At 66.0% G+C, this 25,166-nt stretch carries 23 protein-coding genes, 1 tRNA gene and 1 pseudogene; 14 read left to right on the forward strand and 11 right to left on the reverse strand.

The window, feature by feature from the left end; genetic code table 11:
* The first annotated feature begins 88 nt into the window (after positions 1–88).
* Positions 89–1,507: a hypothetical protein gene (locus tag Q0P60_RS02645; RefSeq protein WP_294987962.1), complete on the forward strand. Its 1,419-nt coding sequence runs from the start codon at positions 89–91 to the stop codon at positions 1,505–1,507.
* Here the strand turns inward: Q0P60_RS02645 and Q0P60_RS02650 are convergent, their stop codons facing one another.
* Positions 1,508–1,759, reverse strand: coding sequence for an abortive infection family protein (locus Q0P60_RS02650; RefSeq protein ID WP_294987964.1), 252 nt, complete (start codon positions 1,757–1,759; stop codon positions 1,508–1,510).
* A gap of 209 nt (positions 1,760–1,968) precedes the next feature.
* Between Q0P60_RS02650 and Q0P60_RS02655 the strand changes: the two genes are divergently transcribed.
* Positions 1,969–2,166 carry an AlpA family phage regulatory protein gene (locus Q0P60_RS02655; protein ID WP_294988483.1) on the forward strand — a complete coding sequence of 66 codons (198 nt, stop codon included), beginning with the start codon at positions 1,969–1,971 and terminating at the stop codon, positions 2,164–2,166.
* Between the two features lie 65 nt (positions 2,167–2,231).
* On the opposite strand, the gene Q0P60_RS02660 is transcribed toward Q0P60_RS02655, so the two are convergent.
* Positions 2,232–2,321, reverse strand: a tRNA-Ser gene (locus tag Q0P60_RS02660).
* 124 nt (positions 2,322–2,445) lie between these two features.
* Here Q0P60_RS02660 and Q0P60_RS02665 point away from each other — a divergent pair.
* Positions 2,446–3,519: a DUF4241 domain-containing protein gene (locus tag Q0P60_RS02665; protein ID WP_294987966.1), complete on the forward strand. Its 1,074-nt coding sequence runs from the start codon at positions 2,446–2,448 to the stop codon at positions 3,517–3,519.
* An 81-nt stretch (positions 3,520–3,600) separates the two neighbouring features.
* Here Q0P60_RS02665 and Q0P60_RS02670 read toward each other — a convergent pair whose 3' ends face one another.
* Positions 3,601–4,593 carry a LysR family transcriptional regulator gene (locus Q0P60_RS02670; RefSeq protein ID WP_005410175.1) on the reverse strand — a complete coding sequence of 331 codons (993 nt, stop codon included), beginning with the start codon at positions 4,591–4,593 and terminating at the stop codon, positions 3,601–3,603.
* Between the two features lie 127 nt (positions 4,594–4,720).
* Between Q0P60_RS02670 and Q0P60_RS02675 the strand changes: the two genes are divergently transcribed.
* Positions 4,721–5,308: an NAD(P)H-dependent oxidoreductase gene (locus Q0P60_RS02675; RefSeq protein WP_294987969.1), complete on the forward strand. Its 588-nt coding sequence runs from the start codon at positions 4,721–4,723 to the stop codon at positions 5,306–5,308.
* A 370-nt stretch (positions 5,309–5,678) separates the two neighbouring features.
* Here Q0P60_RS02675 and Q0P60_RS02680 read toward each other — a convergent pair.
* A pseudogene (locus Q0P60_RS02680) lies at positions 5,679–5,882 on the reverse strand (serine--tRNA ligase); the annotation flags it as partial.
* 473 nt (positions 5,883–6,355) lie between these two features.
* Between Q0P60_RS02680 and Q0P60_RS02685 the strand changes: the two are divergent.
* A complete protein-coding gene (locus Q0P60_RS02685; RefSeq protein ID WP_294987971.1) occupies positions 6,356–7,462 on the forward strand; it encodes an FRG domain-containing protein in 1,107 nt (368 codons plus the stop codon).
* A 260-nt stretch (positions 7,463–7,722) separates the two neighbouring features.
* Here Q0P60_RS02685 and serS read toward each other — a convergent pair whose 3' ends face one another.
* Entirely contained in the window at positions 7,723–9,003 is a 1,281-nt protein-coding gene (serS, locus tag Q0P60_RS02690) for a serine--tRNA ligase (protein WP_294987973.1), read from the reverse strand.
* 113 nt (positions 9,004–9,116) lie between these two features.
* Between serS and Q0P60_RS02695 the strand changes: the two genes are divergently transcribed.
* Positions 9,117–9,755 carry an energy transducer TonB gene (locus Q0P60_RS02695; protein ID WP_294987975.1) on the forward strand — a complete coding sequence of 213 codons (639 nt, stop codon included), beginning with the start codon at positions 9,117–9,119 and terminating at the stop codon, positions 9,753–9,755.
* 119 nt (positions 9,756–9,874) lie between these two features.
* Positions 9,875–10,447 carry an energy transducer TonB gene (locus Q0P60_RS02700; protein WP_294987977.1) on the forward strand — a complete coding sequence of 191 codons (573 nt, stop codon included), beginning with the start codon at positions 9,875–9,877 and terminating at the stop codon, positions 10,445–10,447.
* A 179-nt stretch (positions 10,448–10,626) separates the two neighbouring features.
* Here Q0P60_RS02700 and aroA read toward each other — a convergent pair whose 3' ends face one another.
* The 4 genes from aroA to Q0P60_RS02720 form a co-directional block, all read right to left on the reverse strand.
* Complete coding sequence (gene aroA / locus Q0P60_RS02705) at positions 10,627–11,934, reverse strand: 3-phosphoshikimate 1-carboxyvinyltransferase (RefSeq protein ID WP_294987979.1); 1,308 nt, start codon at positions 11,932–11,934, stop codon at positions 10,627–10,629.
* A gap of 76 nt (positions 11,935–12,010) precedes the next feature.
* Complete coding sequence (pheA, locus tag Q0P60_RS02710; RefSeq protein ID WP_294988486.1) at positions 12,011–13,216, reverse strand: prephenate dehydratase; 1,206 nt, start codon at positions 13,214–13,216, stop codon at positions 12,011–12,013.
* Positions 13,217–13,261: 45 nt separating this feature from the next.
* On the reverse strand, positions 13,262–14,347 hold the full coding sequence (gene serC / locus Q0P60_RS02715) for a 3-phosphoserine/phosphohydroxythreonine transaminase (protein ID WP_294987981.1): 1,086 nt from the start codon (positions 14,345–14,347) through the stop codon (positions 13,262–13,264).
* Between the two features lie 197 nt (positions 14,348–14,544).
* A complete protein-coding gene (locus Q0P60_RS02720; protein WP_294987983.1) occupies positions 14,545–15,351 on the reverse strand; it encodes an FHA domain-containing protein in 807 nt (268 codons plus the stop codon).
* Between the two features lie 125 nt (positions 15,352–15,476).
* Here Q0P60_RS02720 and Q0P60_RS02725 point away from each other — a divergent pair, with 125 nt between their 5' ends.
* The 3 genes from Q0P60_RS02725 to Q0P60_RS02735 all read left to right on the forward strand — a co-directional run bounded on the left by Q0P60_RS02725 (position 15,477) and on the right by Q0P60_RS02735 (position 17,586).
* Positions 15,477–15,752, forward strand: coding sequence for a polyhydroxyalkanoic acid system family protein (locus Q0P60_RS02725; protein WP_294987985.1), 276 nt, complete (start codon positions 15,477–15,479; stop codon positions 15,750–15,752).
* Positions 15,753–15,831: 79 nt separating this feature from the next.
* The gene (locus Q0P60_RS02730; protein WP_294987987.1) at positions 15,832–16,323 is read left to right on the forward strand and encodes a phasin family protein; all 492 of its coding nucleotides are present in this window, start codon (positions 15,832–15,834) and stop codon (positions 16,321–16,323) included.
* Between the two features lie 237 nt (positions 16,324–16,560).
* Entirely contained in the window at positions 16,561–17,586 is a 1,026-nt protein-coding gene (locus tag Q0P60_RS02735; RefSeq protein WP_294987989.1) for a restriction endonuclease, read from the forward strand.
* Positions 17,587–17,693: 107 nt separating this feature from the next.
* Here the strand turns inward: Q0P60_RS02735 and hutC are convergent, their stop codons facing one another.
* Together hutC and Q0P60_RS02745 are read right to left on the reverse strand one after the other, a co-directional pair.
* A complete protein-coding gene (gene hutC, locus Q0P60_RS02740; protein ID WP_294987991.1) occupies positions 17,694–18,422 on the reverse strand; it encodes a histidine utilization repressor in 729 nt (242 codons plus the stop codon).
* A gap of 28 nt (positions 18,423–18,450) precedes the next feature.
* Positions 18,451–19,821, reverse strand: a complete 1,371-nt coding sequence (locus tag Q0P60_RS02745; protein WP_294987993.1) for a formimidoylglutamate deiminase — start codon at positions 19,819–19,821, stop codon at positions 18,451–18,453.
* A 67-nt stretch (positions 19,822–19,888) separates the two neighbouring features.
* Between Q0P60_RS02745 and hutI the strand changes: the two genes are divergently transcribed.
* From hutI to hutU, 4 genes are read left to right on the forward strand one after another with little or no spacing between them, the layout of a single operon-like run.
* Positions 19,889–21,112, forward strand: coding sequence for an imidazolonepropionase (gene hutI / locus Q0P60_RS02750; protein WP_294987995.1), 1,224 nt, complete (start codon positions 19,889–19,891; stop codon positions 21,110–21,112).
* A complete protein-coding gene (hutH, locus tag Q0P60_RS02755; protein ID WP_294987996.1) occupies positions 21,109–22,650 on the forward strand; it encodes a histidine ammonia-lyase in 1,542 nt (513 codons plus the stop codon). The genes hutI and hutH overlap by 4 nt, the downstream gene beginning before the upstream one ends.
* Positions 22,647–23,501, forward strand: a complete 855-nt coding sequence (gene hutG, locus Q0P60_RS02760; protein WP_294987998.1) for an N-formylglutamate deformylase — start codon at positions 22,647–22,649, stop codon at positions 23,499–23,501. Before hutH ends, hutG begins: the two co-directional genes overlap by 4 nt.
* Positions 23,498–25,165 (forward strand): urocanate hydratase, encoded by a 1,668-nt coding sequence (gene hutU, locus Q0P60_RS02765; RefSeq protein ID WP_294988000.1) that lies wholly within the window; start codon positions 23,498–23,500, stop codon positions 25,163–25,165. The genes hutG and hutU overlap by 4 nt, the downstream gene beginning before the upstream one ends.
* Position 25,166: the final 1 nt, after the last annotated feature.

The following is a 25,166-nucleotide window of genomic DNA, read 5'->3' on the forward strand; positions in this document are numbered from 1 at the left end:
ACGCGTTCGGCCACGCCATGATCAGCTGATCAAGATGCGCTGATGCGAACGTTGCGGTAGATTTTGCAGATTGGTAACAGGGGGAAATATGGATATTCAAACCTTCGCCGCAATGGCGGTCGCGGCCGTGCTTGGCGGCACAGTCGTATGGGGCATCACCAGCCGACGCCGCCCTGTGGTGAACGAACCGTTGAAAGGACAGCGGGATGCAGTCTCGCTCGAATCCCAACCGCACGAACCCACCCGGAGTCTTTCCGTGCCCTCGCCCTCACCGGCACCCACGTCGTTGATCGTCGAGAACCAGCAGGGTGAAAGAGCCCTCGCTGTGACGGAGCTACCGTTGGCCTTGTTTGACAAAGTTTCCGGCAAGAGCCACAAGCCCTCCAAAGCGGTGGGCCGCTTGAACGCCCTTCTCCAGGCAGTCCCCGCAAACGCATTGGCTGCCCAAGGCGTCCCTGAGAACGTGTTTGAGGTAGCGATCAACGGTCCTCTGCTCAACGCCAAAGATTCGGCGGGCAATGTCATCGAAGGGACCTATCGAGCGATGACCAACGGCGGGAGCGGTGGCATCAAGGAACATGGGCTGTTGACCAAGCCAGAGAACTTGAGCAGCGCCATGAACGCAGCCGCGATTTGGCAGGTCGCTTCCGTCGTAGTCGCCCAAAAGCACTTGGCCGATATCAGTGAAAAACTGGACGGTATCGTGACCACCATCGGCCGGGTGGAGGGCAAGCTGGATGCTCAGCGCCGTGGTGTTTTGATGGGTGCCATGGATACGCTTAGGGAGGTGTCCGTGCCCATCCTGCAGGGTGAGCACCCCCCTCATAACCGGCAAACCCTTGAAGACCAGTATCAAAAGATGATGGACAAGAAGCACGAGATCCATCAACTGCTAAGCGAGCGCATCCAGGCCCTGACCGACCTTCAGGACACCCAGACGTTCGGCGCCTCAGGCTTCCCCCAGAAAATTCGCGAGGAAATGAGCGAGATCGAAACACTGTTCCAAGAGGCCTTGCTTTGCTCTCGGGTCCGGTTCCAAGCATGGTCACTGATAACCGCGCTTTCTGGGGAAGCGTTGTTGAAGCAGGAACGGTATCGCACTGTCCAGCAGGATTTCGATCAGGCCTTTTCGCCCCAAGGGCTCCGAGAACTGTTCGAACAGAACATCACTGATCTGATCATGCGCGTTGACTCCAAGATGGTCTTCAAGACAACGCTGGCCACCCACCGGACGGAGCTCACCAAGGAGCTCCGCTCGACCCTTCACTCACTGGATCAAGACATCCGGACAGAGCGCTCGATCATTGCTCAAGGGGAAGCGCTATTGAGCGATGCCACCCAGCCCACCCGCGTTCTGATCAAAACCCAGGGCACCCGGGTAATTGCGTTCAAGCACCTGCCTGCCAACGGCACGCCGGAGTTGCTGGAGCACGACATGCAACCGTCGGTCTTCCCGGCACATCTGCTACAGACGAACGCTGACCCCGCGCTCGTTGAAAGGCGCTGATCAGCGATCCGTGGACGTCGGTTTCGCCTCGACCTGCCGATCCCGGCAGGTCTCGGTGACGAAATCCACGAACGCCACAGCAGACGCCACCGCCAAGCGCGCATGCCGGGGCTGCAGCCCACAGTGCTTGCCGTCCTTGCCATGGCCAGTGCCGTAGTGGCGCCACGAACTTCGGTGGGCATCATCGGGGTCACTTCGCCCGCCACCAGGCGGCCTTGGGCGTTGTCCTCGCCCGCCAAGCCATACTGGCACGGCTGCCTAGCCGGGCATGCCCACCACACCGAAGGAATCGGTCAGGCGTAGGAATAACAGGCCTTAGCGTTCCAGCTGGACAGCCCTAGGGGCGCTGCGCCGCTCTCTCGCTCTCACTTCCCCGGGAACATGGCGGTCATCTGCTTCCAGAACTCCCACAGGTAAGCCGTCTGCTGCCCGCTCAGCGACTCATCGCCGCGGCCGAGAAGCTGGAAGAGTGGCTATCGCTCGATCGCGTGTGTCAGATGACCGGCATGGGCACAACCTTCATCTATGGAGAGATCAAGGCTGGCCGCTTCCCGCGCTCTATCCGAATCGGCCGCCGCGCACTCTGCATACAATCCGGGCTGCAAGACCGGGTTCGGCAACAAATCGCGCAGAATCGACCTTTGCAGGTGGATGGGTAAGCGGGCGGGTAGCAAAGGCTGTAGAAACGAAAAAGCCCCTATTGCTAGGAGCTTTCTGCAAAGACTGGCGGAGAGAGTGGGATTCGAACCCACGGAAGGTTTTACCCTTCGCCGGTTTTCAAGACCGGTGCCTTAAACCGCTCGGCCATCTCTCCAATCGGGTCCCGGTCGCCCGGGCAGCGCCGTATTCTCGCACGTGAAGGCCATTTGCCCAAGACCACCCTTGCTCCTGCCGTTCGCATCCGGCACGGTGGACCCTTCACTGCATCCGGAGCCCTCATGGCCCACCTCGACCTGGCCAACCTGCGCACCTGCCTGCTGGACGACACCCAGCTGGCCGCCGTGGCCCTGCACCGCAGCGTTGCCGGCCACCTGCCGGTCAGCAGCGGGCAGCTGGTGGTCTGCGATCCACTGGTCCAGGCCGAGGCCCCCGCCCTGGCCGACTACACCGCGCCAGCCGGGCGACACCCGGTGGAGATCATCGTGCACAGCGGCCGCCCGGCGCTGGCGGTGGCCTGGTTCAGGCCGCGCGAGGCACTCACCGCATCTGCGCTGCACTGGCAGATGGCGCGCTGGACCACCCAGGACCTGACCGGCCTGGATGAGGACAGCTTCATCGGCTACCCGGTCGACGCCGGTATCGGCTGCTTCATGGACACCGATACCCAGCAGGCGCTTCTGGCCCTGATCGAGCAGTCCGAGGGCGACGAGGACAGCAACTGGGCCGATGCGCTGATCGACCACGAAGGCCTGGACCAGGGCGCCGAGTATCGGCCCTGGGGCGAGGACTCGCCGCACGGGCTGGTGGTGTTCACCAGCGGCTGGGGCGATGGCGTCTACCCCAGCTACTGGGCGTTGGATACCTCCGGCGTTCCCGTGGCGCTGGTCACCGACTTCCTGTGCATCCAGGGCGGTGACGGCCGCGATGAGCGCGAAATCGCCGATCAGGCCTATCGCGACAGCCTGCCTGCTGAAGAAGCCGAAGCGCTGGCGCGATTGGTGGCCGCCGTCGAATGCGATGATGCGGACACGCTGCGCGAGCTGTTGAAGGATGCGCCCCAGCGCGCCAACCAGATCGAGCCGGGATGCGGCGGTACCGCGCTGTTTGAAGCGATCCGCCTGGACCGCCCACAGGCGTTGCGAGTGCTGCTGCAGGGCGCTGCACTGCCGGCGCTGCCCGAGCGCCTGCAGATGAGCCGGGTGGCCAGCTATATGGACTACGCGCGCTTCCTGAAGAGGCCGCGTAGCCCGGCGCTGATGGCAGTGCTGGAAGCGCCGCCGATGGCGGCCGAACCGACGCCGGTAGCCGCGCGGCGCCGCAGCTTCTGGGATCGGCTGTTCGGCCGCAACTGACCGGCACGGGAAAACGACAACGCCGGGCATCGCCCGGCGCTCTCGCTTCAATCAACGGTGATGCAGATGGGGGCGCCTGCCTCAGCCGGCGTCCACCGCCAAGGCGCCCAGCGCGCTGGCCTTGATCCGCTCCTTGGCCTTTTCGCAGGCGCCACCGCAATCCAGGCGCGAGGCCTCCAGCTGCGGCGGCAGGTGCTCGGCCAGGAAGTCGATGAACACGCGTACCGCCGGCAACAGGCCGCGGCGCGAGGCGAACACCGCATGGCACACGCCCTGCGGCAATGACCAGTCCGGCAGCACCACTTCCAGTTCACCGTTGCGCACGGCATCGGCGCACACGGTTTCCGGCAGCATGGTGATGCCGAAACCGTCCTTGACCATGCTCTGCAGCAACGGGAAGTCGAAACCGGCTACGCGCGGCTGCAGGTCGACCCGGCGCACCTCGCCTTCCGGTCCATGCAGCTCCCAGCGCTGGCGGGCTTCGTCCTCGCTGATGCTGAGGGTGACATGCTGGGTCAGCTCCTCCGGATCCTTCGGGCGGCCGGCGCGATCCAGGTACTTCGGGCTCGCCACCAGCAGTTCCTGCACCTGGCCGAAGCTGCGCATCACCAGGCTGCCATCGTCATCCAGCCGCGAACGCACGCGCAGGGCGACGTCGTAGCCTTCATTGATGATGTCCACGCGGCGATTGCTGATGTTCAGCTGCAGGCGCACCTTCGGATACTGCTCCAGGAACTTGGGCAGCAGCTTGGGCAGCTGCATCTGCGCCAGCGACACCGGCACGCTGGCGCGCACCACGCCGCGCGGTTCCGCGCTGAGGCGGTCCACCACTTCGCGCGCGGCCTGCGCCTCGGCCAGCATCGTCTGCGCGTGGCGATGCACGCTGGTGCCGACATCGGTCACCGCGAAGCGGCGTGTGGAGCGCTGCAGCAGGCGCACGCCCAGGTCGGTTTCCAGCTGGCTGATGCGGCGGCTCAGGCGCGACTTGGGGATGCCCAGTGCGCGCTCGGCGGCGGCGAATCCGCCGTGGTCGACCACCATCGCGAAGTAGTACAGATCATTCAGGTCATGCATGCCCGAGTTCCATATATAGAACAATACGTGGCATTCAATCACCTTTATTCCGTCTTTGCAACAACCTATCGTTCTCTCCGTCGGCGGGGCCACCCCGCCCCTTCCTCCCAGAACATAGGTGACTGCCATGAAGCTTCTGCATCTCGACGCCAGCGTGCTTGGCGACAACTCCGTGTCCCGCCAGCTGTCGGCTGCCGTGGTCGCCCGCTTCACCGACCAGATCGATGGCTTGCAGGTCGATTATCGCGATCTTGATGCTAATCCGGTACCGCATCTGCGCAGCAGTTCGCTGGCCAAGACCGATGCTGCCGAGGCGACCGATGCTGAACAGGTGATGCAGCAGTTCCTGGACGCCGACATCGTGGTGATCGGCGCGCCGATGTACAACTTCAGCATTCCGTCGACGCTGAAGGCCTGGATCGACCGCGTAGCTGTCGCCGGCCGCACCTTCAAGTACACCGAGAACGGCCCGGTGGGCCTGGCCGGTGGCAAGCGGGTGATCATCGCCAGCAGCCGTGGCGGCATCTACACCGACTCGCCGGCCGACTTCCAGGAGCCGTTCCTGCGCCAGGTGTTCGCCTTCATGGGCATCAACGAGCTTGAGTTCGTGCGTGCCGAGGGCATCGCCTATTCGCCGCAGCACCGCGAAGACGCCATTGCCGGCGCGCTGGCGGCCCTGCCGTCGCATGAAGCGGCCGAGGCCGTGGCGGCGTAACGCGTTCCAGCGTTCGGCGCCGCTCTCTCCTCATCTGGGCGCTGAACGCGGGCCGGGATTCCCTCCCCCATCCCGGCCCACCCTGGCGGCCCCGCAATGCGGGGCCGTTTTCTTTGGGGCCTGGCCCGAGGGCTGCGCGGGCAGCGCACGCTCAACGGCTGGGCATGGCGTGCCAGAGACGGGCGAGTCCGGATGGATACCGTTGGAGAAGCGCGGGTTGCGGGGTGATTGCGGCGGTTCATCCACGCATGGCGTGGATCTACTGGGGGCAGCGGTCAATTCATGCCGGGCGCGTGCAACACCGTCCAGTAGATCCACGCCATGCGTGGATGAGGTGCCATGCACACATGGCCCCCACCCGATCAGGGAATCAGGCGATGGTTTCCAGCCCACCCATGTACGGGCGCAGGGCTTCCGGCACGGTGATGCTGCCGTCGGCGTTCTGGCAGTTCTCCATCACCGCGATCATCGCGCGGCCGACCGCCACGCCCGAGCCGTTCAGGGTGTGCGCCAGCTCCGGCTTGCCGGTGGCCGGGTTGCGCCAGCGGGCCTGCATGCTTGCACGCCTGTCGCCCGTCTTCGATCCTGACTGTTTGCGCTGAGCCATGCTGGCAACGGTCCCCGGCAAAGCGCCGTTTGCAGAGAGCTGGCTGATCTAGCGTAGGGATCTCGACCATACTTGATTGAATCGCGGCAGCGCCGTTGCCCAAAGTTCCGCATTTCTCGACCGTCAATGACATTACTTCCCCGGACCGAGAGACAAAGTATCCGCTAGCAAGATATTCTCGCCGAGAAGTAACATCCGCGTTACTGCAATTACTGCCTGCAAGCCGCAGCGTAGTATTGCAGCCCTATCAACCCCTTTTCTTCAACAGGGACCTTCACGATGACGGCGCAAGCTGCGGCCCTGACCCGCACATGCTGGAGGCATTTATGGCGGGGAGTCGAAACTCCAGGCGAATGAAAGCCTCTCGACACCCGGCAAAAACACTTATAAAGATGACAAACCTCTAACTTCTTCACAAAAAACAGGGATTTTCCGAACTTATGGAAATATGTGGTGTCGGTGACTTTCTCAGGGTCGTCAAAGGACTTTATCCACAGTCTGGCCGTGCTTTTTTTCGAGGGCAACCATCAAGTGAATTCGCTGTCAGCTCGTCTCTATTTCGGTTCATTTCAAGCAGTAAACCGAAATCAGCGGCATGCAATTACGGGTACATGCTGACAAACAAGATTTTCTCCGAGTTCAAGAACAACCTTCCGATATATCAAGAAGCAAGCCACCTCAAAAATTACAGCCTGAATGATTTGGATGTAATTATGACGGCACAGCATTACGGAATGCCCACCAGACTCATCGACTGGACGAGAAATCCACTTGTGGCATTGTATTTTTCCACCGAATCGGAGCCACAGTCCGAGATGGTTTCCGTATACATGCTTCGCGATAAAAACGAAGAAAATATATCCGTACTCAGCGGCAATTGCCTTTTAAACTCCATAACCTCAGAACAAAGAAAATTCTTGCATTTACTCCAAAGTGCTGAACGAAAGCTACTTACTGGAGAAAATGCGAACAACCCAATCGACAACCTTACTGACACTTCAAACCACGATTCATCTTTTGAGACCTGCTTCCCTCCAGTACAGCTTCACCCTGAGCTTGGATGCGTCGATTCGTTTTCACTTGATTTATCTAAAGCCAGAATGAAAACTAAAAACGAGATAAATCCAGGAGAAGTGCTGAGAATTTTGCAGAAGTCTTCGGTGAATTTTCTTGCGCACCCGAGCACCGTCACACTGCATGGGTCCAGGCAGTACATAATTGAACCCCTCCCCATCAACAACAGAATAAAAAACCAACAAGGAGTTTTTCTTTTTTCAAAAAGCATAGAAAAGCCGGCATATGAGGCAAGTGAATTTTTCGGAGAAAATACAATCTCATCACATGACCCCGAAGAGATTAGAAAGGTACCCCTCGATTCCGAGATTGTACGAATTGATATAAAAAGAGAGCACGCGCCCAATATTCATCGAGAACTAAACCGTTACGGATTATCACGGGATTTTATATATCCCGAGCTTTCTTCCTTCGCATCAGAAATGCCGAAGCGCATCGCCCTGAATCTGTCTCCCGAAGAACCCTTGATTTAGCCGACATCAGGATCTGACAGCTCAAAGATTATTGCACCTACTGCTCCGCACTACAGACTTAGTGTTATTCAAGAAAATTGAGTGTCGCTATTAAGCAAACCCAGGCCAACTGTCGAACGTGCAGGTTTTCGCTGTCCGTTCGATGGATGGCTCAGTAACGGACCTCTGCTATCACAGATAAAATCATCACATCCTTGAAAGAACGCGCAAAAAAAGAGCCGAGCATGGCTCGGCTCTCTGGACAGCTGTCGCGCCGGATATCAGGCGATGGTTTCCAGCCCACCCATGTACGGGCGCAGGGCTTCCGGCACGGTGATGCTGCCGTCGGCGTTCTGGCAGTTCTCCATCACCGCGATCATCGCGCGGCCGACCGCCACGCCCGAGCCGTTCAGGGTGTGCGCCAGCTCCGGCTTGCCGGTGGCCGGGTTGCGCCAGCGGGCCTGCATGCGGCGGGCCTGGAAATCACCACAGTTCGAGCACGACGAGATTTCGCGGTAGGTCTCCTGCGACGGCAGCCAGACTTCCAGGTCGTAGGTCTTCACCGCCGAGAAGCCCATGTCGCCAGTGCACAGCAGCACCTTGCGGTACGGCAGGCCCAGCTTTTCCAGCACCACTTCGGCGCAGCGGGTCATGCGCTGATGTTCGGCGTCGCTGTCTTCCGGGCGGCTGATCGAGACCAGCTCGACCTTTTCAAACTGATGCTGGCGGATCATGCCGCGCACGTCACGGCCACCGCTGCCGGCCTCGGCGCGGAAGCACATCGAGTGGGCGGTCATGCGCAGTGGCAGGCGCTCGGCGTCGACGATCTCGTCGCGCACGATGTTGGTCAGCGGCACTTCCGAGGTCGGGATCAGGTAACGCGTGGAGTCGCCGACGGCGGTCTTGAACAGATCGTCCTCGAACTTCGGCAGCTGGCTGGTGCCGCGCAGCGAATCGGCGTTGACCAGCAGCGGCACGTTGGTTTCCTCATAGCCGTGCTCGCCGGTATGCAGGTCGACCATGAACTGGGCCAGCGCGCGGTGCAGGCGCGCGATCGGGCCGCGCAGCACGGTGAAGCGCGAGCCGGACAGCTTGGCTGCGGTCTCGCCGTCCAGCCAGCCGTTGCGAGCGCCCAGCTCGACGTGGTCGAGCACCTTGAAGTCGAACTGGCGCGGGGTACCCCAGCGCGCCTGCTCGACGTTGTCGTTCTCGTCGGCGCCGGCCGGCACATCGTCGGCCGGCAGGTTCGGGATGCCCATCGAGATCGCTTCGATCTTCTCGCGCAGCTCGTCCAGGGCCACTTCCGAAGCCTTCAGTTCGTCGGCAAACGCAGCGACCTCGGCCATGATGGCCGAAACGTCCTCGCCCTTGGCCTTGGCCTGGCCAATGGCCTTGGAGCGGCTGTTACGCAGGCTCTGCAGCTCCTGGGTCCGCACCTGGATGCGCTTGCGATCGGCCTCCAGGGACTCCAGGGCAGACACGTCGAGCTCGAAGCCGCGGCTGGTGCGCAGGCGTTCGGCGAGGTCGGCGGGCTGGTGGCGGAGCAGGGCTGGATCAAGCATGGCAGGTGTCGTGGTGGGTATCAGGGATGGGATTATCGCCTGTTATACGGATTTCTGCCGCCCGGTTCATTCCTGCCGTGGCAGAATCGAGCCATTCCGTACTGGTCCGGTCCATGTCTGCACCCCGCTCGTCGTCCGCCAAGTCGTTCACTGTGCATATCCCGCGCAACGCCCTGAAGATCGCCGGCATCGCCTTCGGCGTGGGCATCCTGCTGTTCGTGCTGGTCTGGCTGACCGGCCGCGACAAGGAGTTCTTCCGCGCCGACCCGGCCGCTCAGACCCCGCAGGAAACGGCCCAGGTGGAGCCCCTGCCGGAACCGCTGGCCGCTGCGGCGGGTTCCAGCGACATGCCCGACGCCAAGCCGGCACCGGTCGCGGAAGAAGCGCCCAAGCTGGTCGAAACCGCCCCGCCCCCGCCGGCTCCGATCGCCGAGCCGGCCCCGGCCGCCCCAGGCGCGGCGCCGGCCACCACCGGCAACAGCCAGCCGATGCCGATTGCCGGCCAGTCGCCGCCGCCTTCCTACCCGGCTGCCGCCCTGCGTGCCGGTGAAACCGGCACCGTGGTGGTGCGCGTGGACGTGGATGCCACCGGCTACCCGAACAACGCCACGGTGATCCAGCGCAGCGGCTCACGCGAGCTCGACCGTGCCGCCACCGACGCCGTGCGCCGCTGGCGCTTCACCCCGGCGCAGAGCAATGGCCAGGCCGTGCCCGGCAGCATTGAAGTGCCGTTCGACTTCAAGACGCAGTAACTGAACGCTTCCCGGCAGGCAAACTGAACCCTGCCGGTCGCGTTGACGCAGCGCTGACACTTCTCATCGATGGCTCGGGCAACACTGCCCACGTCGTCAATTGACGGAAGGAGTTTGCGATGGCTGTCACCACCCACGAAGACCTTCACTCGCCGCATCTGCATCAGGATTCCAGCGAGCAGCACAAACCCACCTCCCCTTGGTTGTGGATCGCGCTGATCGTGGCGATGTTTGCGGCTGCCCTGCTCTGGCTGCGCCATTCCAACCAGGAAGAGGTGGCACCGGCACCGGTAGGCGAACGCATGCTGCCCGCGCCCGAGCAGGCGGCGGTGGCTGACACTGCCGCCCCGGCCGCGCGCCAGGTTGCGCCGGCACCGAGCCAGCGCCAGGCCGCGCCGGTGGTGCGCAACCGTGAAGCGCGCCCGCTGGCCAGCAACCGCATGCCTACCTATCCGGCCGCCGCGCTGCGTAGCGGCGTGCAGGGCAGCGTGATCGCCAGCCTGAATGTCGATACCCGCGGCAATGTCGCCAACGCGGCGATCGTGTCGCGCAGCGGCGAGCGCAGCCGTGACCTGGATCGCGCGGTGCTGAACACGGTCCAGAACTGGAAGTTCCAGCCTGCGGTGCATGAAGGCCGCGCAGTGGCAAGCGTGGTACGGGTCCCGGTGGATTTCCGTACCGAGCAGCGTTGATCGCGGACGAGGGGTTCGTGATGTTTCGACGGAGGCTTCGGCCTCCGTCCTTTTATGCGTTATGCGGAGGATCGTGCCGACCAAGGTCGGCACCTACCTGAGGGTGAGCATCGTGCCGACCGAGGTCGGCAGCTACCCGTCACAAGCGCGTGGACCGCGCCCCGCGGACAACGGGCCGATCAGGCCAGGTTGAACCCGGCGCTGCGGGCCAGGCCGTCAAAGTCCGGGAACGAGGTGGCGACGTTGGCGATGTCGTTGATGCGCACCTCGCCCTCGCTGATCTGGCCGGCAATCGCGAACGCCATGGCGATGCGGTGGTCACCGTGGCTTTCGATGGTGCCACTGCCAAGCCGCACACCGCCATGCAGGGTGGCGCCGTCCTCGGTTTCATCCACCTGCATGCCCAGCGCACGCAGACCGGTGGCCATCGCGGCGAGGCGATCGGATTCCTTGACCCGCAGCTCGGCGGCACCGCTCACCACGGTCTGCCCTTCGGCCGCGGCTGCCGCCACGAACAGCGCCGGGAACTCATCGATCATGTCCGGCACCAGTGCCTCCGGAATGCGTGCGCCCTTCAGCGGTGCATAGCGCACCACCAGATCAGCCACCGGCTCACCACCCTGCTCGGCCGGATTCTCCTCGGTGATGTCGGCGCCCATCAGGCGCAGCGCGTGCAGCAGGCCGGTGCGCCGCGGGTTCAGGCCAACCTGCCTGAGGCGCAGTTCGGAACCGGGAATGATGCTGGCGGCCACCAGGTAGAACGCGGCCGAGGAGAAGTCGGCCGGCACTACGATGTCGGTGGCGCGCAGGCGCTGGCCACCGCGCAGGCGGGCCTTGCCCGGCGAGAATTCGATATCGACGCCGAACGCCGAGAGCATGCGCTCGGTGTAGTCGCGGGTCGGGTGCGGCTCGATCACCTGGGTTTCGCCCTGCGCGTACAGGCCGGCCAGCAGCACGGCCGACTTGATCTGCGCGCTGGCCACCGGCGAAGCGAATTCGATGCCGTGCAGCGCCTGGCCACCATGCACCCGCAGCGGCGGCGTGCCGTCGTCCTGGGTGTCGATCTTCGCGCCCATCTGCGACAGCGGCCCGGTGACACGTCGCATCGGGCGACCGGACAGCGATTCATCGCCGATCAGCGTGCAGTCGAACGCCTGGCCTGCCAGCAGGCCGGCCAGCAGGCGCATGCCGGTGCCCGCATTGCCGCAGTCCAGCGCTGCATCCGGGGCCTGCAGGCCGTCGATGCCGACGCCATGCACGATCCGCTGCGACGGGCTGGGGGTTTCGATGCGCACGCCGAGCTGGCTGAAGATGCGCGCGGTGGCACGGGTGTCTTCGCCCTCCAGGAAGCCCTCGATATGCGAGGTGCCATCGGCCAGCGCGGCGAACATCACCGAGCGGTGCGAGACCGACTTGTCGCCGGGAATGGTCAGGCTGCCCTGCAGCGGCTGGCCCTTGCGGGCGATCCAGTGTTGCGCGTTGCTCATCGTTCGATCATTCCGTAAACGCCGGCAGCACCGGCGATGCATCAGGGAGCGACGGCCGCAGCCGCCGCAGCAGCACTCAGGGCACGGCCACCGGATAGGAGCCAAGCACCTTGATCTGCGCCGAGTGCGCTTCCAGTTCGGCCAGCGCGGCCTGCATCGGCGCGTCGTCGATGTGGCCAGCCAGGTCGATGAAGAAGCCGTATTCCCACTTGCCGTGGTGCGACGGGCGCGACTCGATGCGGTTCATGCTGATGCCATGGCGGGCAAACGGGCTGAGCACGTCGAACAGCGCGCCAGGCTTGTCATGGATGAACACCAGCACCGAGGTGCGGTCATGGCCGGAGGTCGGGAAGATGTTGCGGCCCACCACCAGGAAGCGGGTGGTGTTGTCGGCATCGTTCTGGATCGGCTTGGTGACCACCTTCTTCAGGCCGTACACATGGCCGGCACTCTCGCCGCCAATGGCCGCCGCGTCATCGGCGTTGCGCGCACGGCGCGCGCCCTCGGCATTGCTCGACACCGGAATCTTCTCGGCCTTCGGCAGGTTGGCGCGCAGCCAGGCCGAGGTCTGCATGAACGACTGCGGATGCGCGTAGATGCGCTCGATGTCCTCGATGCGGCCGCTGCGCGACATCAGGTACTGCTGCACGCGCAGTTCCACTTCGCCACAGATCTTCAGGTTGGAGGTCAGGAACATGTCCAGGGTGATCTGGATGGTGCCCTGCCCCGAATTCTCCACCGGCACCACGCCGAAATCGGCGTTGCCCGCTTCCACTTCCTGGAACACTTCTTCGATGCTGGCCATCGGCAGGCCCAGCGCCGAGCGGCCGAAGTGCTTGAGCACCGCCTGCTGGCTGAAGGTGCCTTCCGGGCCGAGGTAGCCGATCTTCAGCGGCTCCTGCTGGGCCAGGCAGGCCGACATGATTTCGCGGTAGACGTGCACCAGCAGCTCATCGCTGAGCGGGCCTTCGTTGCGGTCCACCACCATGCGCAGCACCTGCGCTTCGCGCTCGGGGCGGTAGTAGTCGACGGCGGCGGCGAGCTTGCCCTTGGCCTTGCCGACCTGGTGGGCGAAGCGCGCGCGCTCGGCGATCAGGCTCTGGATGTCGCGGTCGATCTGGTCGATCTTCGAGCGCACATCGGCCAGCGCCAGCGGCGCCAGGGTGGGCGCCGGATTCGACGCGGCCTTGGCCTTGCGGCCGGCCTTGCTGGACGCACTGTCCTTGGCCGGCTCGGCCTTCTTCGGCGTCTTCTTGCTGGATTTGCTGCTTGCCATCGGAATTCCCTGTTGCGGGGCACGCACCCGACGGTGCGCGCCGTTCATTGCTCAGCCGTGACGCTGCTGGAAATCGGCCATGAAGGCGACCAGCGCCTCGGCCCCGGCCAGCGGCATGGCGTTGTACAGCGAGGCCCGGATACCACCGACCACCTTGTGCCCCTTCAGCGCCAGCAGGCCGGCGGCCTTGGCCTCGGCAACGAAGCGGGCGTCGAGCTCGGCATCGGGCAGGAAGAACGGGATGTTCATCCGCGAACGCGCCGCGTGCGCGACCTCGTTGCGGTAGAAGCCGCCGGAGCCATCGATGGCGCCATATACCAGCGCCGCCTTGGCCGCGTTGCGGCGGGCGAACTCGGCCACGCCGCCTTCGGCCAGCATCCACTTGAACACCAGGCCGGCCAGGTACCAGTTCCAGGTCGGCGGGGTGTTCAGCATCGAATCGCGGGCGACATGCGAGCGGTAATCGAAGATGTCCGCACGCGGCTGGCCGCTGCGCTCGAGCAGGTCGCGGCGGATGATCATCACCGCGATGCCGACCGGGCCCAGGTTCTTCTGCGCGCCGGCATAGATCACGCCATAGCGGCGCACATCCAGCGGCTCGCTGGCGATGGACGAACTGAAGTCGGCCACCAGCGGAACATTGCCGGTCTCGGGCACATCACGGAACTCGACGCCGTGGATGGTCTCGTTGGCGGTGATGTGCACGTAGGCGGCATCCGCCGACAGCTGCCAGCCGGCGCGCGGCGGCAGCGTGCGATAGCCGTCGGCCTCGCTGCTGGCGGCGATGTTGACGTCGACATAGACGCCCGCCTGCTTGACCGCCGTCTTGCCCCAGTGGCCGCTGACCACGTAGTCGGCACGCTGGCCGGGGGCGGCGAAGTTGAGCGGGATGAGTGCCTGCTGGGTAGTGGCGCCACCAGACAGGAACAGCACCGCATAGTCTTCGGGGATATCGAGCAGGCGACGCAGGTCGGCCTCGGCCTCGGCGGCCACGGACATGAACTCCGCGCCGCGGTGGCTCATTTCCACAATCGAGGCACCGGTCCCGTGCCAGTCCAGCATTTCCGCCTGCGCCTGGCGCAGGACCGATTCCGGCAAGGTCGCAGGGCCGGCACTGAAGTTGAACGCGCGCGTCATGTCACACCTGTGGGGCAAGACCCCTAGTATGCCGCAGTGCACCAGCCTTGCGGCCTTGTGCGGCAAGGGAAATTTGGTTGCATCCGTATCCATTGGCAACGCGGCCGGGGGTGCCTGCCGACCAGGAAGGTCGTCTGCCGGCCCAGGGGAGCGGCGTCTGCCGGCCAGCGGCCGGCACTACCGACGCTGCACGACCATCAGCGGGCGCCGAACCAGAGCAGCAGGCTGATCAGCGCGGCCAGCAGCAGCGCACTCGCCAGCAGCCACGGCCAGCGCCGCACCTTGCGCGGTGCGGGGGGCAGCACCGGCGCCTGCTCGGCATCCTGGCTGGAATCGTCTTCGGCCGGCAGCGGGCGCCGGCGCGGGTCGTGCGGTACTTCCAGCACGAAACGGTGCTGGCCATCGAACACCACCTGGTCGCCGGCCTGCAGCCAGCAGTGGCGCACGGCCACGCCGTTGACCCGGGTGCCGTCGGCGCTGCCGAGGTCACGCAGCAGCACGCGCTCGCCATGCACTTCCACGCGGGCGTGCTGTTCGGCGAAGGCCGGATCGTTGATGGCGATATCGGCGTCGTTGCCGCTGCCGATCAGGCGGGCCCGCGACAGGGTGAAGCTGCGCCCGTGATGCAGGCCACCGACCCCGCGCAACAGGCGCTGCTGCTCGTCGGTGTCGTCAGTCGGGTTCGGTGCGGGCGCCTGCAACAGGCTCTCGACCTCGCCCTGCAGGACCATTTCCACGCCATCGACGTAAACCGCATCGCCTGCGCGCAGCAGCGCCATCCGGCGTACCGGGCGACCGTTCACATGGATGCCGCGGATCCCGTTGCCGACCTGCAGCCAGAGGCCACGATCATCCATGCAGAACTGCGCCAGCAGCAGTGCGCCGTGGCCGGCATCGCCGAGTCGCACGCTGCCGTTGGCCTGGCGCATGATGCGTTGCACCCCGGGCCGCAGCGGCTGGTCGGGCTGTTGTTGTTGACTGAAGTGAACAAGCAGGTTCTGCACGCGGCGCAGCCTAGCAGGTTGGCCGCCAACGAAGAAGAACCTGCGATGAGTGCTTGGCGCGAAGGCCCTCGATGCGCACAATGCTCGCCCTCATTGATCATCCCCGCCCTGCGCCAGGAGCCTGCATGTCCACCATCGATGTCCGCCACGCCCACGCCCTGCCCGACGCACAGGCGCGCGCCGCGATCGAGCAGGTCGCCGCCAAGCTGTCCGAGCGCTTCGGCCTGAAGTCGTCGTGGAGCGCCGACGTACTGAACTTCTCCGGCAGTGGCGTGGACGGTGCGATCGAACTGCAGCCGGGCGCCGTGCGCGTGACCGCCAAGCTGGGCTTCCTGCTGTCGGCGATGAAGGGCATGGTCGAAGGCGAGATCCAGCGCGTGCTGAAGGAAAAGCTGGGCTGAATCGCGGCGGCGGCCGTCACGGCCGTGCAACGCCGTCGCGCGCTACTCTCGGGACAGGCCAACTCCCCCGGGAAGTGCGATGAACCAGTACGAGAACGACGACCGCCGCAACGACGACGCCTCTTTCGGTGACCAGGCCGAGCGCTTCTCGCGCAAGCTCAGCGACTCGGCCCAGCAGGTCTGGCTGGCCGGCCTGGGCGCGCTGGGCCGTGCCCAGGCCGAGGGGAGCCGCTTCTTCGATGGCCTGGTGAAGGAAGGCGAAGCCTGGGAGGCCCGCCGCCGCGAACGCAACGGCGAACAGGGCCCGGGCTGGCGCGACAACGTGGAATCGTCGCTGGACGAAGCCCGCGAGAAGGCCTCCGGCACCTGGAACAAGGTCGAAAAGGCCTTCGACGACCAGGTGCAGGGCGTGCTCAAGCGCCTGCACGTCCCCACCGCGGACGAGGTGACCGCGCTGGAAGCCCGTATCGATGCCCTGCATGCGCGCCTGGCCAGGCTGGAGACCCGTGCTGCTTCCGGCAGCGATGCTCCGGCAGCAGGCAGCCATCAAGCACCAGACAGCGCGCCCTGAATGGTCATTGTTGCAATGCAATAAATTTTGATTGACAATCGCGAGCAACCCGCCAATCGCTTCGGCTGCCGTTTGTTCCCTCCCCTCACGGCTTCAGGATTGGCGGGTTTTTCGTGCCCGTCGTGTACGGATCTGCGCGCTGCATCACATTTCCTGTCGGGAAGCTCCTGACCCCGCCGGACAGTGCGGCCTTTACACTGTCGTCTTCCGCATTCGCCCCTTCCGCGCACCTCCTGCATGCTCCCTTGGATCCTGGCCCTGCTGTCGGCCCTGCTTACCTGTTCCCTGGCCGTTGTCTATCTGTGGTGGATCAAGCGGCGGCGGAAGGAGATGCAACTGGGGCTGCAGGCGCTGGCCGGCATGCACTGGCGCGAGTTCTCGGTGCTGGTCAAGCGCATGCTGCGCGAGCAGCGCGGCCTGCGTGAACTGAATGACCCGGCCGAGGAATCGCGCGAGCCGAGCAGCGATTTCCTGCTCAGCGATGGCCCCCACACCTGGCTGGTGTCGTGCAAGCATGGCCTGGCCTACCGCATCGGCACTGCCGCCGTGAACGAGCTGGGTGCGGCTGCGCGCCTGGCCGGTGCCAAGGGCGGCGTACTGCTGACCGAAGGTAGGATTGAACGCGACGGCCGCAGTGCCGCCGAGAAGCAGGCGGTCGAGGTGCTCGATGGCCCGCGCCTGTGGCCGCTGCTGCAGCCGTACCTGCCGCCCGATATCGAGACCCGCGTACGTACCAGCGCACGGCACGAGGCGTTGCGCCGCATCGCCATCGCGGCACTGGGTTCGGTCACGCTGGGCCTGCTGGTGGGCCTGGGGCTGCAGGGCCTGCACATGCAGGACGCCCCCAGCGCTGCACAGGTTCCGACCGTGCCAGCCGTTGCCGAGACGGCGCCTTCGCCGGCGCCGGAGCAGGCATCCACGGCGGCGACGGTCGAGGCGGACGTACCGGCCGTGGCGCCACCGGCATCGTTGCCGGCAGCGCCCGCCGACGCGCGCAGCGAGCCCAATCCGGATGCGGCCACGCTGGAGCGCTTCCAGTCGGACCTGGCGCGTGCACTGGCCGGCAAGCCCGGGATTGCCAGCGGCGTCTGGCTGACCCGCCAGACCCTGGCGATCAATCGCACCGGCGAGCTGGAGGCGGTATGGCCGCGGGTCTGCGAGGAAGTGCTGCATTACCCGGCCCTGCGCAACGTGCGCATCCAGCTCAACGCCCGCCCCGGCGTGGATGAGCCAGTGCGCTGGCGGCAGTGCGCGACCTATTGACCGACGTGCTCCCGCAGGAGCAGTAGATCCACGCCACGCGTGGATGCGCCCGTACCACCATCTTGGCGCGGTAGATCCACGCCACGCGTGGATGAACCCGTACCGCCCTACCGGGCGCCAGGCGCGAAACGGGCCACCAGATCCCAGGCATCACCCAGGAACACCTGGCGCACGCGGGTGATCGGCTGTTCGCCGCGCCAGGTCAGGCGCTCGATCACCAGGCAGGCGGTGCCGGGCTTTACCTCCAGCAACCGGGCGCTGGCCGTATCCGCGCCCCAGGCACTGATGCGGTGCTGGGCGCGGGTCCACGACACGTTCTGCAGCAGCCAGCTGCCCGGTGCGGTGGTGCTGAAATCGACGTCCAAAACCTCGGGTACGCCGAGCGGACTGATCAGGCGGTGCTCCAGCGCCAGCGGGCGGCCATCGGCCAGGTGCAGGCAGCGCATCGCCAGCAGCTGCTGCCGGCCGGCCAGCTCGACCTCGCCGGCATTGCCGGGGTCGGCCAGGCGCAGCTCGCGCTGCAGCAGGCGGTACGCATACTGATGACCGCGCGAGCCGACCTCCATCGCGATATCGGGAATCTCCAGCGCCACCTGCTCCAGGTGCGGAGGCTGCCGCGCCACGAAGGAACCGGCGCGGCGGCGGCGCTCGATCATGCCGCTCTCGGCCAGCGCGGTCAGCACCTTGTTCACCGTCATCCGCGAGCAGCCGTACTGTTCCATCAGCTCATGCTCGTACGGAATGCGGAAGCCCGGCGCCCACTCTCCACTGAGAATGCGGCTTTCCAGATCGCTGCGGATACGCTGGTTGAGCGTGGCGGACTTGCTGGCCTTCACGGGGGTGGGATCTCGATGGCGGGGGCGATCAGCCGAGCACGCCGCGCAGGGCGGCGGCGAAGGCGGTGGTGATCGCCTCGCGCTGCAGGTGACGGCCCTCGGCCACGCACTGGCGGCCACGGCGCCAGACCGATCGCAGCGCGCCATTACGTGCGGCGAACACCCAGCTGTCAAGCCACGCGTCACCCTGCCGCGCCTGCAACGCCGGGTGCGCGGCATCCAGTTCGAGCAGATCGGCACTGGCGCCCACCTGTAGGCCGCAGCTCACGCCCAGTGCCTGCGCGCCGCCCTGCAGCGCGCCTTCAAACAGGAAACGACCGCTACTGCGGGTGGCATCCGGAGCCAGCACGTTGCGCCCGCGCAGGGTCAGGCGCTGGCCGTACTCGAGCAGCCGCAGTTCCTCGGCAGCATCGATCAGCACGTTGGAGTCGGACCCCACGCCGAAACGCCCGCCCTCGCGGGCGAACGCCTGCATCGGGAACAGGCCGTCGCCGAGGTTGGCCTCGGTGATCGGGCACAGGCCGGCCACGGCCTGGCTGGCGACGATGGCGGCGCGCTCGCCGTCGGTGATGTGGGTGGCATGCACCAGGCACCAGCGCGCGTCCACCGGCGCATGGTCGTACAGCCACTGCACCGGCCGCTGGCCGCTCCAGGCCAGGCAGGCCTCGACTTCGCGCACCTGCTCGGCAATGTGGATGTGCACCGGACCTTCGGTAAGCGGCAGCAGGGCATCCAGCTCCTCGCCCGTCACCGCGCGCAGGCTGTGGGGCGCGATGCCAAGCACGGCATCGGGCAGTGCGGCCAATGCCGGCTTTGCGGCGTCCAGCAGCTGCGCGAACCCGTCCACGTCATGGATCAGGCGCCGCTGCGCAGGATTCGGCGCAGCACCACCGAAGTCGGCATGGGCGTAGAACACGGGCAGCAGGGTCAGGCCGATGCCGGTCTGGTCGGCCGCTGCGGCGATGCGTGCGCTCATCTCGGCGCGGTCGGCGAAGGGCCGGCCGTCAGCGTCGTGGTGCAGGTAATGGAACTCGCCAACCCGGGTGAAGCCGCTCTCCAGCATTTCCATGTAGGCCTGCGCGGCGATCGCCTGCACGGCGTCCGGGCGCAGGTGGGCCAGGAAGCGGTACATCAGCTCGCGCCAGCTCCAGAAACTGTCGCCGTCGCCGCCGCCGATCTCGGTCAGCCCGGCCATGCCGCGCTGGAACGCGTGGCTGTGCAGGTTGGGCAGGCCCGGCACCAGGATGCCGAGACGCTGGTCGCCCGCCTGTGCGCCCTGCCCCGCGCTGATCGCCGTGATGCGGCCGTCCTGCACCTGCAGGCGTACATCGCGGGCCCAGCCCTCGGCCAGCAGGGCGTGGACGGCATGGAAACAGTGCGGGGAACGCGAATCGGACATGGCTGGACAACCCGAAATGGACGCCTATATTGTATAGACATATAAGCACAGCCGCGTTGTGGATGCCATGCACGTCGATACCCTCTGGTCCAACGTCCACCTGATCACCCTCGATGGCGAGGGGCTGGGTGTCCTCCGCGATGGCGTGCTGGCCTGCGCCGACGGCCGCATCGTCCATGTCGGTCCGGCCGGCAGTGACGCCCACCTGCAGCCGACCACCCGCATCGACGGCGAAGGCCGCTGGATCTCGCCGGGCCTGATCGACTGCCATACCCACCTGGTCTACGCCGGCAACCGCGCCAACGAATTCGAGCAGCGCCTGCAGGGCGTCAGCTATGCCGAGATCGCCCGTGCCGGCGGCGGCATCGTCTCCACCGTGCGCGCCACACGTGCCGCCACGCCGGAACAGCTGGCCAGCGAGAGCCGGCCACGCCTGCTGGCGATGCGCGCCGAGGGCGTGACCACGATCGAGATCAAGTCCGGTTACGGCCTGACCCTGGCCGACGAGCGCAAGCAGCTGCAGGTGGCGCGGGCCCTGGGCCAGGAGTGCCGGGTCGATGTGGTGACCACCTTCCTTGGCGCACATGCGATTCCGCCCGGCCGCCAAGCACAGGAGTACACCGATGAGGTGTGCAACGTGATGATCCCGGCCATCGCCGCCGAGGGCCTGGCCGAAGCGGTGGACGTGTTCTGCGAGAACATCGCCTTCTCGCCCGCACAGGCGCGGCAGGTGTTCGAGGCCGCGCGCGCGAACGGGCTGGCGGTGAAGATCCACGCCGAACAGCTGAGCAACCAGCACGGCGCCGAGCTGGCGGCCGGCTTCGGCGCGTTGTCGGCCGACCATATCGAACACCTGGACGAGGCCGGCATCGCCGCGATGGCAGCCGCCGGCACCGTTGCCGTGCTGCTGCCCGGCGCCTTCTATTTCACCCGCGATACCACCCTGCCACCGATTGCCGCGCTGCGCGCAGCCGGCGTGCCGTTGGCGCTGGCCACCGACAGCAACCCGGGCACCTCGCCACTGACCAGCCCGCTGCTGGCGATGAACATGGGCGCCACCCTGTTCCGCCTGACCGTGGATGAGTGCATCGCCGGCTTCACCCGTGAAGCGGCGCGTGCACTGGGCCATGGCGAGCGCATCGGCCGCCTGGCAGTGGGCATGGACTGCGACCTGGCGATCTGGGACATCGACGCCCCCGCCGACCTGGTCTATCGCATTGGATTCAACCCGCTGCACGCGCGCGTGGTGCGCGGACAGCCCGACCTGCCTGCCTCCTGGAGCAACACATGAGCAACACCCTGGTTCTTCGCCCCGGCCATGTCACTCTCGCCCAGTGGCGGCAGGTCTATCGCGGTGCGCCGCTCGCGCTGGATCCGGCCGCGCTGCCGGTGGTGCGCGCCAGTGCCGCCGCCGTTGCCGCCATCGTCGCCAAGGGCGCGCCGGTCTATGGCATCAACACCGGCTTCGGCAAGCTGGCCAGCGTGCGCATCGAACGCGAGGACCTGGCCACCCTGCAACGCAATATCGTGCTCTCGCATGCTGCAGGCGTTGGTGAGCCGATGCCGGCCAACGTGGTGCGGCTGATGATGGCGCTGAAGCTGGTCAGCCTTGCCCAGGGCGCGTCCGGCATCCGCGAGGAAACCCTGCTGCTGCTGGAAGCCATGCTGGTCAAGCAGGTGCTGCCGGTGGTACCGGCGCAGGGCTCGGTCGGTGCCTCGGGCGACCTGGCCCCGCTCTCGCACCTGGCCAGCGTGATGCTGGGCGTGGGCGAAGCCTTTGTCGGTGGCGAGCGCCTGCCGGCGCAGGAGGCACTGGCGCGTGCCGGGCTGCAGCCAGTCGAACTGGGTGCCAAGGAAGGCCTGGCACTGCTCAATGGCACCCAGTTCTCCACCGCCTACGCGCTGGCTGGACTGTTCGAGATCGAGACCGTGTTCCAGGCCGCGCTGGTCACCGGCGCGCTGTCGGTGGAAGCGGCCAAGGGATCGGATACCCCGTTCGATCCGCGCATCCACGCGATCCGTGGCCAGCGTGGGCAGATCGCCACTGCCGCCACGCTGCGCACGCTGATGCAGGGTTCGGCGATCCGCGAATCGCACCGCGACAACGACGTGCGCGTGCAGGACCCGTACTGCCTGCGCTGCCAGCCGCAGGTCATGGGCGCGGCACTGGACATCCTGCGCCAGGCCGCGACCACATTGGAGATCGAAGCCAACGGCGTGTCCGACAACCCGCTGGTGTTCACCGATACCGGTGAGGCCCTGTCCGGCGGCAACTTCCACGCCGAACCGGTGGCCTTCGCCGCCGACATGCTGGCGATGGCCGTGTGCGAGATCGGCTCGATCAGCGAACGTCGCCTGGCGATGCTGGTCGACCCGGCGCTGTCCGGCCTGCCGGCCTTCCTGACCCCGCGCCCGGGCCTGAACTCCGGCTTCATGATTCCGCAGGTGACCGCCGCCGCACTGGTCTCGGAAAACAAGCAGCGCGCCTACCCGGCCAGCGTCGATTCGATCCCGACCTCGGCCAACCAGGAAGACCACGTCTCGATGGCCGCGCACGGCGCGCGCCGCCTGATGCAGATGGCCGAGAACGCGGCCAACGTGATCGGCATCGAGCTGCTGGCCGCCGCGCAGGGCTGCGACTTCCATGCGCCGCTGCGCTCCAGCGCCGCGCTGGAAAGCGTGCGTGCCACCCTGCGCGCACAGGTGCCGACCCTGCAGGACGATCGCTATTTCCACCCGGACATGGTGACCGCCACCGACCTAGTGCGCAGCGGCGCGCTGGCCCGGGGCCTTGCGGAACTGTTGCCGACCGTGGAACCGCAGGCATGAACGCCCTTCCCGAATGGCTGACGGTGCATGAGGGCGACGCGCCGCTGATCGTCAGCTTCCCGCACACCGGCAGTGAGCTGCCGCATGACCTGATCGGCGACTACCATTCGCCGTGGCTGGCACGCCGTGACACCGACTGGTGGGTGCACGAGCTGTACGACTTCGTGCGCGGCATGGGCGCGACCACCGTGCGCTCGGCGATTTCGCGATCGGTGATCGATCTCAACCGCGACCCCAGCGGCGCCTCGCTGTATCCGGGCCAGAACACTACCGGCCTGTGCCCGCTGACCACCTTCGACAACCAGCCGCTGTACCACGCCGGGCGCGAACCGGACGAGGCCGAAATCGCGCGTCGCCGCGACACGTATTTCCTGCCCTACCACGATGCACTGGCCGCGCAGATCACCCGCCTGCGCGCCACCTCCAGCACCGTGGTGGTGTACGACGCGCATTCGATCCGCTCGCACATCCCGCACCTGTTCGATGGCGAACTGCCGCAGTTCAACCTGGGTACCGCCGGCCCGTCCGGCGCAGCGGACACGTCCTGCGACAACGCTCTGAGCGATGTGGTGGAGAACCTGCTGAAGATCAGCGGCATGAGCCAGGTGCGCAACGGCCGCTTCAAGGGCGGCTGGATCACCCGCCACTACAGCAACGTCGCCGGCGGCGTGCACAGCCTGCAGATGGAACTGGCCTGCCGCGGCTACATGCACGAGCCACTGCCCGACCAGGTGGACGAGCACAGCTGGCCCACCCCGCTCGACCCCGACCACGCCGCACCGCTGCGCCACACCCTGGCGCAGGTGCTCAACGCCTGCCTTGAATTCGCGACCAACCGGAGCGCCGCATGACCCGCAACGACCCGTCCCGCACCATCGCCGCGCCGACCGGCACCACGCTCAACGCCAAGAGCTGGCTGACCGAGGCGCCGCTGCGCATGCTGATGAACAACCTGCACCCGGACGTGGCCGAGCGGCCGCAGGAACTGGTGGTGTACGGCGGCATCGGCCGCGCCGCGCGCGACTGGGAGAGCTTCGATGCGATCGTCGAAACCCTCAAGCGCCTGGACGACGACCAGACCCTGCTGGTGCAGTCGGGCAAGCCGGTGGGCGTGTTCCGCACGCATGCCGATGCGCCGCGCGTGCTGATCGCCAACTCCAACCTGGTGCCGCGCTGGGCCAACTGGGACACATTCAACGAACTGGACCGCAAGGGCCTGGCGATGTACGGCCAGATGACTGCCGGCAGCTGGATCTACATCGGCGCGCAGGGCATCGTGCAGGGCACCTACGAGACCTTCGTGGAGATGGGCCGCCAGCACTTCGGTGGCGACCTGACCGGCAAGTGGTTGTTCACCGGCGGCCTGGGCGGCATGGGCGGCGCGCAGCCGTTGGCCGCGGTGATGGCCGGCGCCTCCTGCCTGGCCGTCGAGTGCCGCAAGAGCAGCATCGACATGCGCCTGCGCACCGGCTACCTGGACACCTGGACCGACAACCTGGACGAAGCGCTGCGGCTGATCGACGAATCGTGCAAGGCCGGCACGCCGCGGTCGGTGGGCCTGCTCGGCAACGTGGCCGATGTGCTGGCCGAACTGCTCAAGCGTGGCGTGAAGCCTGATCTGCTGACCGACCAGACTTCCGCGCACGACCCGGTAAACGGCTACCTGCCACAGGGCTGGACCGTCGAGCAGTGGGACCAGAAGCGCGTGTCGGCGCCGAAGGAGGTGGAGCAGGCCGCACGGGCATCGATGGCCAACCACATCCGCGCGATGCTCGGCTTCCACGCCTTGGGCGTGCCAACCGTGGACTACGGCAACAACCTGCGGCAGATGGCACTGGAAGAAGGCGTGGAGAATGCCTTCGATTTCCCCGGCTTCGTGCCGGCCTACATCCGCCCGCTGTTCTGCCGTGGCATCGGCCCGTTCCGCTGGGCTGCACTGAGTGGCGATCCGGAAGACATCGCCAGGACCGATGCCAAGGTGAAGGAGCTGATTCCGGATAACCCGCACCTGCACCGCTGGCTGGACATGGCCGCCGAGAAGATCAAGTTCCAGGGTCTGCCCGCGCGCATCTGCTGGGTCGGCCTGGGCGACCGCGACCGTCTCGGCCTGGCGTTCAACGAGATGGTCGCCAAGGGTGAACTGAAGGCGCCGGTGGTGATCGGCCGCGACCATCTGGACAGTGGCAGCGTCGCTTCGCCGAACCGCGAAACCGAAGCGATGGCCGACGGCTCCGATGCCGTGTCCGACTGGCCGCTGCTGAATGCCCTGCTCAACACCGCCAGCGGCGCCACCTGGGTGTCGCTGCATCACGGCGGTGGCGTCGGCATGGGCTTTTCGCAGCACGCCGGCATGGTGATCGTCTGCGACGGCAGCGAAGCGGCGGCCAAGCGTATCGGCCGCGTGCTGTGGAACGATCCCGCCACCGGCGTGATGCGCCATGCCGATGCCGGCTATGGGATCGCGATCGACTGCGCGAAGGAAAAGGGGCTGGACCTGCCGGGCATCCTCGGCTGAT

Source organism: uncultured Stenotrophomonas sp. (assembly GCF_945952405.1).
Classification (GTDB): Bacteria; Pseudomonadota; Gammaproteobacteria; order Xanthomonadales; family Xanthomonadaceae; genus Stenotrophomonas.